A 13,591-nucleotide genomic window follows, 5' to 3' on the forward strand; every position below is an offset into this window, starting at 1 on the left:
TCGAGGAGTTGAGGTCTCGTGCCGCTTCCCGTGCCCGTCCTCGCCGAGGGAGTCGATCCGGCCTGGCTACCGCCGGCCGCCTTCGAGCCGCTCGGCACCCGACGGACCCTGATCCGCGGATCGGGCCCCATGGTGGAGACGGTGCACGGTGAAGTGGCGGACGCCGTCGCCCGGTTCGGTGGTCGTGTCGTACGCGATCCCGAGCCGGGCGACGGCATGTCGTACGACCTGGTGCTCGAACTGACCGGGGCGAGCGGAGACGAGGGGTTCGCGTGCGGGCGTCAGGACGGTACGACGACCGTCACGGCGTCCGGTCGACGCGGGCTGCTGTACGGGCTGTTCCATGTCGTACGGCTCGGTGAGGACGCCTTCCGCGGCGAGTGGGCGCGCGAAGTGCACCAGCCCGCGGCGGCTCTGCGCATGGTCGACCACTGGGACAACGTGGCCGTGCACCCGGTGATGGGCCAGGTAGAACGCGGTTACTCCGGCGGTTCGCTGTTCTGGGCGGACGGGCGGGCCCGCGGAGAGCTGGAGCGCGTGCGGGCGTACGGCAGGCTGCTCGCGGCCTGCGGGATCAACGCCGTGGCCGTGAACAACGTCAACGTGCACCGGACCGAGGCGCGGCTGCTGACCGACCGGATCGGTGAAGTCGCCGCTCTGGCCGACGCGTTGCGGCCGTACGGGATCAGGACGCATCTGTCGGTGACCTTCACCGCGCCGATCGTGCTCGCGGGTCTGGAGACGGCCGATCCGCTGGATGCGCGGGTGCGGGAGTGGTGGGCGCGGGCGACTGCCGACGTGTACGCGGCGATACCGGACTTCGGCGGGTACGTGGTGAAGGCCGACTCGGAGGGGCAGCCGGGCCCGTTCACGTACGGCCGCAGTCACGCGGACGGCGCGAACATGCTGGCCGCCGCGCTGGCCCCGCACGGCGGCACGGTGCACTGGCGGGCGTTCGTCTACAACCACCGCCAGGACTGGCGGGACCGTACGACGGACCGGGCGCGGGCGGCCTACGACCATTTCGTGCCCCTGGACGGGAAGTTCGCGGACAACGCGGTGCTCCAGGTGAAGCACGGGCCGATGGACTTCCAGGTGCGGGAACCGGTTTCACCCGTGCTGGGCGCGATGCCGCGGACGCGGCTGGCGCTGGAGTTACAGGCGACGCAGGAGTACACCGGTCAGCAGCGGCATGTGTGCTGGCTGGGGCCGATGTGGAGCGAGGTGCTGCGGTTCCGGCCCGAAGCGGAATCGTCCGTCGGTGAGTCGGCGGCGCGCGGCGGTGGTCTGGTGGCGGTGTCCAACGTCGGTGACGACCCGTTCTGGACGGGGCATCCGCTGGCCCAGGCGAACCTGTACACCTTCGGACGCCTGGCCTGGCAGCCGGGCGCGGACCCGGGCCGGCTCCTCGATGAATGGATCGGGCTCACCTTCCCGGGCGCCTCGCGGCGGCTGGCCGCCGGGCTGCACGCGGTGCTCGACGGTTCGTGGCAGACGTACGAGAAGTACACCGCGCCGCTCGGGGTGGGCTGGATGGTGCAGCCGGGTCATCACTACGGGCCGAGCGTGGACGGCTATGAGTACAGCCCGTGGGGCACCTATCACTTCGCCGACCGTGACGGCATCGGCGTCGACCGCAGCGCGGCCACCGGCACCGGCTATGCGGCTCAGTACGCCAAGCCCTGGTCCGAGGTGTACGAGTCGCCGGACACCTGCCCCGACGAGCTACTGCTGTTCTTCCACCACATGTCGTACGGGCACATGCTGCACAACGGCAAGACGGTGATCCAGCACATCTACGACACCCATTTCAAAGGTGTGACCGAGGTGGAGGAGGCCCGGGAGACCTGGGCCTCGCTCGCGGACCTGGTCGATCCGGCACGCCATGCGCGGGTCGCCGAGCGGTACGAGGAGCAGCTGCGCTCTGCTCGCGAGTGGCGGGATCAGGTGAACAGCTACTTCTTCCGCAAGTCCGGTGTGGCCGACGCACATGGGCGCCGGATCTACTGAACGTGCAGGACCGCTGTGCCGAGCGGGTCGAGGGTGAGCGGCTCGCCCTTCTCGAAACGCTTTCCGGTGAGCAGGTCGGTGGCGGACGTGTGGGCGGTGAGGTGAGCCGGGTCCGGTGTGTGGTTGAGGAGGAAGAGCAGGCGCTTGCCGTCGGGGGCGGTGCGGGTGGCGGTCTCCAGGCCGGCGTGACCGGCGTACGGGCCGAGCAGTGCGTGGCGGGTGAGGATGCGGCGTACGACCCAGTCGACGCCGGGCTGGTCGAGGGCGGTGGCGACGTACCAGGCCTCGCCCGCGCCGTACGGGTGGCGGGTCACGGCGGGGGTGCCCGCGTAGAAGTCGGCGCCATAGGTGGCGACCGGTTCGGCGCCGCGCGAGCGCACCAGCTCGAACACCAGGCGGGCCTCGGTGCGCAACCCTCCCATTGCTATGGGCTGCACGACGTCCTGCGGGCGGGCGTCCCATTCGTCGACACGGACACCCATGAGGGGGGCGAGCGGGCCGGGGACATCGGTGAGGAAGGCCCGGTCGTGCTCGTCGGCGCGGCCGGAGAGGAAGGTGGTGAGCACGGTGCCGCCCCGTTCCGTAACCGCTTCCAGGCGAGTCGCGAGGTCGCCCTTGACCATGTGCAGGACGGGGGCGAGGACGACGGCGTACGGAGTGAGGTCGGCGGTGACCGGGACGACGTCGACATCGGCTCCGGCCTCACGGGCGGCCCGGTAGTAGGCGTGGACCACCTCCTGGTACCGGACCAGTCGCGAGGGGCCGTCGGAGATCTCCAGCGCCCACCAGCTGTCCCAGTCGAAGAGGAGGGCGGTGCGGGCTGGGGTGCGGGCGCCGAGGGTCGCGGCGCCCAGGAGCTGCAGTTCCCGTCCGAGGCCGGCCACTTCCCTGAAGACGCGGGTGTCGTCGCGGCCCGCGTGGCCGATGACCGCACCGTGGTACTTCTCGCAGGCTCCGCGCGAGGCACGCATCTGGAAGTACAGGGCCGCGTCGGCGCCGTGGGCGATGGCCTGGAAGGTGGCGAGGCGCAGTTCACCGGGGCGGCGGAGCGGGTTGACGTCGCGGCAGGCGGTGGTGGACGGGGTCTGCTCCATGAGCCAGAAGGGGGCGCCGTCCTTGAGGCCGCGCATCAGGTCGTGGGCGAGGGCGGGCCAGGTCGGCGGGGCGTCGAGGGGCGGGTAGCTGTCCCAGGACGCGAAGTCGAGGTGCGGGGCCCAGCGGTGGTAGTCGAGCGGGCGGAACATGCCCATGAAGTTGGTGGTGACGGGTGTGTCCGGGTCATGGGCGCGGATCGCGTCCTTCTCGGCGAGGAAGCAGCCGAGCAGGGCGTCGGTCGTGAAGCGGTGGTAGTCGAGGGTGATGCCCTGGAAGGCGGTGTGGTCGGGGCCGCGCCAGTGCTCGGTGAGGGCGTTCGGGGGTTCGATCTCGTCGAAAGCGGTGTAGCGGTGCGACCAGAAGGTGGTGCACCAGGCGTCGTTGAGGGCGTCGAGGGTGCCGTGGCGAGCGCGGAGCCACGTGCGGAACGCCGCGGCGCACAGGTCGCAGTAACAGGCGCCGCCGTACTCGTTGTTGATGTGCCAGCCCAGGAGTGCCGGGTGCTCCGCGTACCGTTCGGCGAGACGGGAGGCGAGGGCGGTGGCGGCCTTTTGGTACGCCGGTGAGCTGGGGCAGAAGTTGTGGCGCTGGCCGTAGCGGTGGCGGCGGCCCTCGAAGTCGGTGCGGTTGACCTCGGGGTGTCTCTTCGCGAGCCAGGGCGGGAGAGCGGCGGTGCCGGTGGCGAGGCAGACCCGCCGGCCTTCGGCCGCGGCGCGGTCGAGGATGCGGTCGAGAACGGTTAAGTCGTAGGTGTCTTCGGCCGGTTGGGTCAGGGACCAGGAGAAGACGCCGACGGTGAGCGTGTCGATGCCGGCCCGGTCGAACAGGCGGTGGTCCTCGTCCCACACCGTCTCCGGCCACTGCTCCGGGTTGTAGTCGCCGCCGTAGGGGATCTTCGGGGTGCGGGGCGCGGTCATGCGGTGAAATCCTCCTCGGTCTCGGCGATCACCGGGCGGCTGCTGTGCAGCAGGGACAGCAGCAGCGGGGCGGCCAGCAGGGCGGGCAGGGCCTCGGTCAGCAGGGCGGTCAGTCCGGCGGTCAGGACGAGCAGCGAGACGGCGCCGAGGGTGGCGCGGGCATGCCGAAACAGGAAGTAACCGGCCAGCCGGGCGGTGTCGCGGGTACGGAAGGCGAACAGCGAGGTCAGCACGAACGCATGCCCGCCCCAGAGCAGCGAGGCGAGCCCTATGGCCGCGAGCAGCACCGCCCACCAGCCGGGCAGACCGGTGGCGGAGAAGTGGGTCAGGGTGAAGGCGATGACGGTGAGCCAGCCGAGCAGGGGCGCCCAGAGCTTGAGGACCGGGACCGTGTTGAGCCGGTAGCCGCGCCGGTACGTGCGGGCCGGGTGGAGGTCGGTGAGGTCGTGGTCCCGGTGGTGGAGGGCGTACAGGGCGGCGGACAGCGCCGGGCCGAGCGGCAGCAGGCATACGGCGGCCAGGGGGAGGTTCGAGGGGTCGGCGCCGAGGAACAGCAGCCCGGCCAGGCCCGGTGAGGCGGCGAGGAGCAGCAGCGCCTCGACGGTGACCAGGGTGTGGATCAGAGCGGCGGCGCGGGAGAGGGCGCCGTCACCGAAGGAGCCGGGCCTGGCGGCGGGGGCGGTCGCGCCGGACCCGGCGGCGGGAGCGGTCGCGCCGGACCCGGCGGCGGGAGCGGTCGCGCCGGACCCGGCGGCGGGAGCGGTCGCGGGGGTCATCCGTTCTCCTGCTCGAACCGTTCGTACGCCTGGTTGTGCAGGTCGACGAGCTGGTCCAGGTTCTTGCCCTTCAACTCGGCCACGTAGTCGTCCCATTCGGACATCGGGCGCTCGCCGAGCACGAACTGGAGGGTGTTCTGGATGGCGGTGTCCTTGAGCGGGGTGTCCCAGAGGGTCGCCTGCTCCTGTTCGGAGGACTGAAGCGGGTGGGCCGGGTCGACGGGCAGCTCCCTGTACTGGGCCATGGCGTCCTGGAACTTCTTCTCGTCCGGGCTGAAGCTGGAGGAGACCAGCTCCCAGCTGCCGCCGTAGGTGAAGACGCCATTGAAGAAGCCGTAGTCCTTCTGGAGGTCCTTCGGGGCGTCCGGGTCGGATCCCATCAGCGAGATCCCCGGCTCCAGCCGGTACTCGGCGCCGGACCGGGTGTAGGTGACGCCCTCCACACCCCACTTGCAGAACGTCTGGCCCTCGTCGGAGTACCAGAGCCAGTCCACGAACTGCATCATCGCGACGAAGTCGTCGCTGTCGAGGGCCTCGCTGGAGATCATGATGCCGTTCTCCAGCCGGATTCCGCTCAGGACGATGGGTCCTGCCGGTCCCAGCGGCACCGGGATCATCTCGATACTGGAGCCCCTGACCTGCTTGTCCAGGTTGTAACGGTATTCCTGCACCAGCACCTGCGGATTGGCGCTGATCACATAGGACTTCTCGGCCAGCAGCTTCTGCACGGCCTGGTCGTCCTGCTGGGTGAAGCTCTCCGGGTCCAGCAGTTTCTCGGCGACGAGTTTTCTGACGTACTCGACCATCTCCCGGTAGGCGTCCTGGGTCGCGGTGAAGACGAACTTCTGCGCCTCGGTGTCGAAGCTGATGTTGTTGTAGTTCCAGCCGGCCTTCACGCCGTACGCCTGGCCGAGGTAACCGAACAATGCACCGCATGGAAATGGGGTGTTGACGCTCCAGCGGTCGGTCCAGGGGTATTTGTCGGGGTACTCCGCCCTGAGCGCCTTGAGGACGTCGTACACCTCGTCCCAGGTGGTCGGCAGGGTCAGGCCGTGCCGGTCGAGGATGTCCGTGCGCAAGGACAGCGAGTAGCCCGACTTGGGTTTCTCGTGCAGGCCGGGCAGCAGGTAGTACTTGCCGTCGGACTGGCGGATGGAGTCGAGTTCGGGCTCCAGCTGCCACTTGCGCACCTTGTCCTGGAAGTTGGGCATCAGGTGCACGTACTCGCTGACCGCGAGGATCGCGCCGGACGACACGAAGGCGACCTCGGAGGGGTGGTACGTCTTCGGGATCAGGTACGGGGCGTCGCCCGAGCCGATGAGCACGCTGCGCTTGTTCTCGTAGTCGGCCAGCGGCACGTCGACGGGCTTGATGGTGATCCCGGTGCGCTTGGTGACCTCCTTCCAGAACAGCCAGCTGTCCTTGAGCGGGTAGACCGGGTTGTTGTTGTGCAGCATCGAGAAGGACAGCGGCTTGGTCGCCTTGAACTGCTGCCCGGCGCGGTACTCCTTCATCGCGCCGTTCTGCTTCTTGGAGAGGTCCTTGGAGTCCCCGCCGTCGTCGCCGCTGCCGCAGCCGGTGAGGGTGGCCAGACCGATGAAGCCCGCGGCGGCCAGGATCTGACGCCGCGACAGCTCTCCTGTGTTCTTCACGGGAACTCCCTTGTTCCGTAGGTGAGTTGCTGGTATCAGCCCTTGACCGCGCCGAGCATCACGCCCGAGACGAAGTAGCGCTGGACGAACGGGTACACGCAGACGATCGGCAGGGCGGTGAGGATGATGGCGACGGCCTGGATGTTCGCGCCGACCTGGCTGAGCTGTTCCGTGCCGGCGCCGGCGTTGGAGCCTCCGGTGGCGCCCTGGATGAGGTTGCGCAGATAGACGGTCACCGGCATCAGATCGGAGGAGTCCATGTAGAGAAACGCGCTGAACCAGGAGTTCCAGAAGGACACCGAGTAGAAGAGCACCATCGTCGCGACGACCGCCTTGGACAGCGGCAGCACGATGCGGAGCAGGATGCCGTAGGTGCTCAGCCCGTCGATCTGCGCGGCCTCCTCCAGTTCGGTCGGCAGGTTCTCGAAGAAGGCCTTCATCACCAGCAGGTTGAAGACGCTGATCGCGTTGGGCAGCGCGATGGCCCAGACGCTGTTCTTCAGGCCCAGGCTGGTGATCAGGACGTAGTTCGGGATCAGGCCGCCCGTGAAGAACATGGTGAACACGGCGATGCCGACGAGCGCGGTGCGGCCCTTGAGGTGCTTCTTCGACAGGACGTACGCGTAACAGGTCGTCAGGCCCATGGCGACGGCCGTCGCCACGACCGTGTAGAGCACGGTGTTTCCGTAGTTCCGCCAGAACATCGAGTCCTGGAGCACGATCTTGTACGTGGTGAGGTTGAACCCCTTGGGCCACAGCGTCACTTCACCGGCCCGGATCTCCCGCTCCCCGCTGAAGGATCGCGCGATGATGTTGACGAAGGGGTACAGGGTCACGACCACGACCAGGGTGAGGATCACTCCGTTGACGCCCTGGAAGACCCGGTAGGAACGGCTCGGCTTCACCACAGGCTGGTCCCCACTGTGCGACGCGAGAGCGTGTTGGCGGAGGTGATCAGGACCAGGCCGATGATCGCCTCGAACAGGCCGATGGCGGCCGCGTAGCTGAAGCTGTTGGACTCGACACCGGCCCGGTAGACGTAGGTCGAGATCACGTCGGCGGTCGGATAGGTCAGCGGGTTGTACAGCAGCAGGACCTTCTCGAAGCCGACCGCCATGAAGGTGCCGATGTTGAGGATCAGCAGCGTGATCATCGTGGGCCGGATGCCGGGCAGGGTGACGTGCCAGATCTGCTGCCAGCGGTTGGCGCCGTCGATGCGCGCGGCCTCGTACAGGTCCTCGTCGATCGTGGTGAGCGCGGCGAGGTAGAGGATCGTGCCCCAGCCGGCGGTCTGCCAGATCTCCGAGCCGACGTAGATCGTGCGGAACCACTCGGGCTCCTGGATGAAACGGATCGGATCGTGGCCGAACCAGCCGAGGATGTGGTTGACCGGGCCGTCCGTGGCGAGCATCTGCATGGTGATGCCCGCGACGATGACGATCGACAGGAAGTGCGGTAGATACGAAACCGATTGCACAAACCGTTTCAGCGACCGTCTGCGCACCTCGTTGAGCAGCAGCGCGAGAATGATCGGAATCGGAAAGCAGAACACCAGCGTCAGCCCGCCGAGCCACAGCGTGTTGCGGAACACCTGCCAGAAGGTGGGATCCGTGAGGAACATCTCCACATAGCGCAGCCCCACCCACTCCTCGCCGAAGATCGACCCGCCGGGCTCGAAGCGCCGGAAGGCGATCACATTGCCGAGCATCGGCAGATAGCGGAAGACCAGGAAGAACAGCAGCGGCAGTACGACCAGCGAGTACAGCTGCCAGTCCCGGCGTAACGCCCGCCGCCAACTGCGGTGCGCCGGACGGGAAGCAGAGGCGGGCGCGGACTTCGGCCGGGGCGGGTCCTGGGTGCCGGGCGATGGCGTGAATCTGGTGGGGGTGCTCATGCTCGGTCCTCCGGGACGGTTTCACGGATCCGAAACTTTCGAGCTATTACCGGTAACTTGCGGCAACTTAAAGCTCTCGGAAAGCGCTGTCAATGGGTGGTGCAACGGTCAGTTGTGACGAGAGGTGATGTTGTAACCCGCCGCGATATGGGTAAGCCACGGAGACTTGACCGTTCAGCTCGTCGCAAGTTTCTGTATTCGAACCGACTCCTGCGAGGTGCCGACGTGCCAACGTTCGACCTGCCCCTGCCGGAACTGGAGCACCACCGCCCAAACCTCGACGAGCCCGCCGACTTCGACGCCTTCTGGCGGAACACGCTGAAGGAGGCCGAGCAGGCCGAACCCCTGCTGTCGGTACATCCGGTGGAGACCGGGCTGCGGCTGACCCGGACCTGGGACGTGACCTTCCGGGGCTTCGCGGGCGAACCGGTGCGTGCGTGGTTCAGCAGACCCGCCGGGACGCCCGGCCCCCTTCCGGCCGTCGTCGAGTTCGCGGGCTACGGGCGCGGACGCGGCCTCCCGCACGAGCGGCTGACCTGGGTGAACGCCGGCTACGCCCATCTGCTCATGGACAACAGGGGCCAGGGCGACCAGTACGGCAGCGGCGGCGACACTCCCGACCCGCACGCCGGCGCACCGGGCGGCCCCGGCCCCGCGGTGCGCGGTCTGCTCGACCCGCACGACTACCACTACCGGCGTCTCATCACCGACGCCGTACGCGCCGTCTCCGCCGTACGCGCCCTGCCCGGCGTGGACGGCTCACGGATCACGGCCGTCGGCAACAGCCAGGGCGGCGGCCTCGCCCTCGCCGTCGCCGGACTCGTCCCGGACCTGACGGCGGCCCTGGTCACCGCACCGCTCCTGTGCGGCATCCGGCGCGCACTGGACCTCACGGACGCGGGCCCGTACGGCGAGATCGTCGCGTACCTCACCGTCCACCGCGGCGCCGAACAGGCCGCGTACCGCACGCTCTCCTACATGGAGGGCATCTCCTTCGCCCGCCGCGCCCACGCCCCGACGCACTTCGGAGTCGGCCTGCGCGACACGGTGTGCCCGCCGAGCGGTGCGTACGCCGCCTGGAACCGTTATGCCGAACTGAGCGGCACGGACCCGCGCAAGGAGATCCACGCCTACCCGTTCAACGGCCACGAGGGCGGCGACGCGTTCCACGTACGCGGCCAACTGGCCTGGCTACGAGACATGTCGGGCTGACCTACGGTTGGGTGATTCTCTGCGGCCCGGGCGACGGCCTCGTTGCCCGCAGCGGGGCCGCGGGCGCCGCGGCCACTCGGCGCGGCCACTCGGCGCGGCCACTCGATGTGACCCCTCGGCGTGTCCCTTCTGCGTGTCCCTTCTGCGTCAGGCGTTTACAAGCGGGCAACACGGCGCTACTTTGCCCCACAGCGGGGGGTGGGAGCGCTCCCACACTAGGCGGACCGGAACCCGCCCAGGACCGCTCCCATCCCCCGCATCCATATGCGCACGTTCCTCACGACCGCCGAGCGAAGGGACGTAGGACTGTCATGCTCCCGACAACATCATCACCTCCCATCCCCCGCCCCAGACCCCGATTACCCCTCCCGACCCGCCGAGGAGCCCTCTTCCTCGTCCTGCTGTCCCTGCTCACGACGATCCCGGCTCTCGGCCTGATCGTCACGGCGGGGGGCAAGGCGGAGGCCCACGGCACCCCGATGAAACCCGGCAGCCGCACCTTCCTGTGCTGGCAGGACGGGCTGACGGACACCGGTGAGATCAAGCCCGTCAACCCGGCCTGCAGGACGGCACAGCAGGTAAGCGGTACCACGCCGTTCTACAACTGGTTCTCCGTGCTGCGCTCGGACGGCGCCGGCCGCACCCGCGGCTTTGTGCCGGACGGCGAGCTGTGCAGCGGCGGAAACACCAGCTTCACGGGCTTCAACACCCCCAGCGCCGACTGGCCGTTGACCCATCTGACCTCGGGTGCGACGGTCGACTTCTCGTACAACGCATGGGCCGCACACCCGGGTTGGTTCTACGTCTACGTCACCAAGGACGGCTTCGATCCGACCGCGACGCTCACCTGGGACGACATGGAGGAGCAGCCGTTCCTGAGCGTCGACCACCCGCCGCTGAACGGTTCACCCGGCACGGTCGAGGCCAACTACTCCTGGTCCGGGCAGCTCCCCGAAGGCAAGTCGGGGCGGCACATCATCTACATGGTGTGGCAGCGCTCGGACAGCGCGGAGACCTTCTACTCCTGCTCCGATGTCGTCTTCGACGGCGGGAACGGTGAGGTAACCGGTATCAAGGAGCCCGGCAACCCGACCGATCCGGTGCCGGGCACCTGCACGGCCACCCGGAGGACGACCGGCAGCTGGAGCGGCGGCTACCAGTCCGAGGTGACCGTCACCAACTCCGGCGACATCCCGATGCTCGGCTGGATGGTCGACTGGACACTGCCGAGCGGCCAGCGGGTCGACAGCCTGTGGAGCGGCAACCCGACGTACAACGGGCAGGACGTGATGGTGCACAACGCCGACTGGAACGGATCACTGGATCCGGGCGAGAGTACGACATTCGGCTACGTCGTAAACGGTTCCGGCGGTGATACGGCGACGGCCTTGCCCTGCCGGGTCGGCTGAGCGGGGCAGTGCGGTGCGGTGCGAGCGGGCCCGGTGGAGCATGTCCTCCGGGCCCGCGGCAGGGTGCCGTTGCGGAAGACCTGTGCTCCTCCACCTGGGGCGCGGCGATGCCGCCACCCGACCGGAATTGCCGTTCTTAACCCTATTCACCGCCGTTCTTCGTCCCCGTGGCAGTGGTCACAGCTGACCGGTGCGCGCGATCAATCGGTCGGCGAAGTCCAGGGTCTGGTCGAGGGTGGAGAACGCGGCGAAAGCGTCCACGAACGCCTCGTCCGCACCGGACTCGGCAAGGCGTGTGAGCTTGGCGGCGAGCGAGTCAACGGATGTGTTCGGTTCGAGGTTGATTCGCATGGCTGTTTTCAGCGTGTCGGGATCGCGGCCCGCGTCTTCGGCCGCGCGACGCGCTATCGACCACCAAGCATCGATCACGTCGTCCGGCAACCCCTCGAACGCGAGCCAGCCGACGCCACTGCGGCCGACCCGGCGCATCGCGGCAGCGCTGGCACCACCGATCCAGATGGGCGGCCCGCCGGCCTGGACCGGGCGCAGATCGGCGTGGGTCGGCGGCAGGGTGAAGAAGGGGCTTTCCCAGGCCACCGGATTGGTCGTCCACCACGCCTGCAGGAATGCCAGCAGGTCGTCGAGGATCTTGCCGCGCTGATGCCAATCCGCGCTGCGGGCGATATCGTGCTCGTCCTTCATCCACCCCAGCCCCACGCCGACTTCGAGGCGACCTTCACTGAGCACATCGAGCGTAGTGAGAAGCCGGGCGAGGTGTGGTGGCTCGTAGTAGAACGTGTTGAGCGTGCTGGCGTTCAGCCGCACCCGCCTGGTCGCTGTCGCGGCCACGGTCCAGAGCAGCAGAGGATCGAGGGAGCGGGTCATCTCCGGCGGGAACGGCTGCTGCTCGCCGGGGTAAGGCGTGTGCGGTGCGACCGGCGTGACCAGCCGATCGGCCACCCACAGCGAGTCATAACCGAGGTCTTCGATCCCACGGCAGAAGGCGCTCAGGCCGTGAGCGCTGCCGACGGCGGGTCCTACGGCGGGGATTCCGAAACCAAGCTTCAAAGTGGTCCTCCGGGAAGGAAAATGAGCGATCGCAGCTGTGCTGCGCGGGGACGGGCACCGCTGTCACACAGGACGACAAGTGCAGGGCGGCTTCCGGTCGTGGGGCCGGCGTGGATGGCGGCGTTGCGGCCCTCCGTCAGGTGTGCTGGTGGCGGGGTGTCAGGGTGCGCCGAGGTATGTGGTGGCCTGGATTTCGTGCAGGTGTATGACGATGTCGTGGGCCTTGCCGAGTGCGGCCGTGTATTCCACGGGGTCGGGCCATCCGGCGCCGATGTTCCAGGTGGCACGCTCCTTGTCCAGCCATGTGCGCACCGGTTCGGGGGCCGTGCGCATGTCGAGGATGTAGTCGTCCCGGCGGGCCTTGTCCAAGGTCTGTTCGTTGGAGTCCGGCTTCGCGCCGTCCACGTGGTAGCTGCGCATCACGTTGTCGTCGGTGCCGAACGCGTTGAAGGAACCCTTGCAGAACGAGAAGCCGATGCTGGCATAGCGGCTGCCCAGCGCGTCGCGGAGAAAGGAGCCCTGGGTCTTGGGGTACCGCGTGTCGAACGAGTCGTAGGACACGTGGGTGTTGTGGGCCGACAGCAGAATCTTGTTCCCGGTGTTCCGGCGCCACCACTCCACGTTCTCGGCCATCACCTGGTCGCGGAGCTTCATCATCTGGGCGATCTGGTCCTCGTCGCCGAGGTCGAAGGCAAAGCCTCTGGCCATCTGGTGGATGGCCAGGGCGTGTTGTGTCATCCACAGATGGTCCTGCTTGTCACCGGGGCCGGGGCGTTGTGCGCGCAGGAGGTCGTAGACCTTCCGGGTCCGCTCCGCCCGCTCCTGGCGCTCGGCGAGCGGCAGTTTGGCGTACTCCTCGGCGAAGGTGCCGGCGTCGGTGGTCGGGGCCAGACCGCGGTACAACTCGGTTACCTGCTCCAGCAGTTGCGGGTACTTCTGCGATACGTAGTCGATGACCCGTGCGTACAGTTCCGGGCCGGCATAGCCCGTGTCGTTGCCCATGAAACGGACCGGGTCGCCGGGGTGGTGGAGGTTGTAGTCGCGCATCCACGTGATGAGGTCGATGTAGTCCTGGTTGTTCCAGATCCGGTAGGAACCCTGGAACTCCTCACGGGCGATGTCCTTGAGGTCGCCCTTGCCCTGCACCACGTACTCGTCGATCCGCACACCGCTGCTCCAGGGGAGTTCCAGGCTGAAGGTCCGAAAGCCCTTCTCCTCGACCAGATAGCGGAAGACCCGGTGCTTCATGCGGAAGAAGTCCCGCGAACCGTGGGTGGCCTCGCCCAGTCCCACCACCTCGGCGCCCCTGAGCATGCGGCCCAGCGCGTCGAGGTCGCGCAGGCTGCCCGTGGGGTTCGTGGTCCGCAGGGCGTGGGAGCTGCGGTCGATGCCGGCCACCACACTCTCGCCGCCCTGCCAGGAGGAGGATGCCTTCGAGGCCGGGGCCGGCGAACCGTGCGCCGTAGCGCCCACGGCAGGCGTGGCGACCGTCAGCGCGCTGAGGGAGAGCAGGACCGAGGGGATGATTACTGCCTTGCGTCGCGTCATGCCTGTAGAT

At 68.3% G+C, this 13,591-nt stretch carries 10 protein-coding genes; 3 read left to right on the forward strand and 7 right to left on the reverse strand.

Going from position 1 to position 13,591, the window contains the following annotated elements; all coding sequences use genetic code 11:
- Positions 1-18: 18 nt before the first annotated feature.
- The gene (locus GFH49_RS31055) at positions 19-2,010 is read left to right on the forward strand and encodes an alpha-glucuronidase (RefSeq protein ID WP_155059388.1); all 1,992 of its coding nucleotides are present in this window, start codon (positions 19-21) and stop codon (positions 2,008-2,010) included.
- Here GFH49_RS31055 and GFH49_RS31060 read toward each other — a convergent pair.
- From GFH49_RS31060 to GFH49_RS31080, 5 genes are read right to left on the reverse strand one after another with little or no spacing between them, the layout of a single operon-like run.
- Positions 2,004-4,022: a beta-galactosidase gene (locus tag GFH49_RS31060; protein ID WP_155059389.1), complete on the reverse strand. Its 2,019-nt coding sequence runs from the start codon at positions 4,020-4,022 to the stop codon at positions 2,004-2,006. The two genes, GFH49_RS31055 and GFH49_RS31060, sit on opposite strands and share 7 nt — an antisense overlap.
- On the reverse strand, positions 4,019-4,798 hold the full coding sequence (locus GFH49_RS31065) for a YesL family protein (RefSeq protein ID WP_155059390.1): 780 nt from the start codon (positions 4,796-4,798) through the stop codon (positions 4,019-4,021). The genes GFH49_RS31060 and GFH49_RS31065 overlap by 4 nt, the downstream gene beginning before the upstream one ends.
- On the reverse strand, positions 4,795-6,450 hold the full coding sequence (locus GFH49_RS31070) for an ABC transporter substrate-binding protein (protein WP_155059391.1): 1,656 nt from the start codon (positions 6,448-6,450) through the stop codon (positions 4,795-4,797). The genes GFH49_RS31065 and GFH49_RS31070 overlap by 4 nt, the downstream gene beginning before the upstream one ends.
- A 35-nt stretch (positions 6,451-6,485) precedes the next feature.
- Positions 6,486-7,358 (reverse strand): carbohydrate ABC transporter permease, encoded by an 873-nt coding sequence (locus GFH49_RS31075; protein ID WP_155059392.1) that lies wholly within the window; start codon positions 7,356-7,358, stop codon positions 6,486-6,488.
- The gene (locus tag GFH49_RS31080; protein ID WP_155059393.1) at positions 7,352-8,344 is read right to left on the reverse strand and encodes an ABC transporter permease; all 993 of its coding nucleotides are present in this window, start codon (positions 8,342-8,344) and stop codon (positions 7,352-7,354) included. The genes GFH49_RS31075 and GFH49_RS31080 overlap by 7 nt, the downstream gene beginning before the upstream one ends.
- 225 nt (positions 8,345-8,569) lie before the next feature.
- Between GFH49_RS31080 and GFH49_RS31085 the strand changes: the two genes are divergently transcribed.
- Together GFH49_RS31085 and GFH49_RS31090 are read left to right on the forward strand one after the other, a co-directional pair.
- Positions 8,570-9,556: an acetylxylan esterase gene (locus GFH49_RS31085; RefSeq protein WP_155059394.1), complete on the forward strand. Its 987-nt coding sequence runs from the start codon at positions 8,570-8,572 to the stop codon at positions 9,554-9,556.
- Positions 9,557-9,867: 311 nt separating this feature from the next.
- A complete protein-coding gene (locus GFH49_RS31090; RefSeq protein ID WP_155059395.1) occupies positions 9,868-10,965 on the forward strand; it encodes a lytic polysaccharide monooxygenase auxiliary activity family 9 protein in 1,098 nt (365 codons plus the stop codon).
- Between the two features lie 177 nt (positions 10,966-11,142).
- Here the strand turns inward: GFH49_RS31090 and GFH49_RS31095 are convergent, their stop codons facing one another.
- Complete coding sequence (locus GFH49_RS31095) at positions 11,143-12,033, reverse strand: TIGR03619 family F420-dependent LLM class oxidoreductase (RefSeq protein WP_155059396.1); 891 nt, start codon at positions 12,031-12,033, stop codon at positions 11,143-11,145.
- 159 nt (positions 12,034-12,192) lie between these two features.
- Positions 12,193-13,581, reverse strand: coding sequence for an erythromycin esterase family protein (locus GFH49_RS31100; RefSeq protein ID WP_155059397.1), 1,389 nt, complete (start codon positions 13,579-13,581; stop codon positions 12,193-12,195).
- Positions 13,582-13,591: the final 10 nt, after the last annotated feature.

Origin of the sequence: Streptomyces blattellae, assembly GCF_009709555.1 — a bacterium.
In the GTDB taxonomy this organism is placed as follows: domain Bacteria; phylum Actinomycetota; class Actinomycetes; order Streptomycetales; family Streptomycetaceae; genus Streptomyces; species Streptomyces blattellae.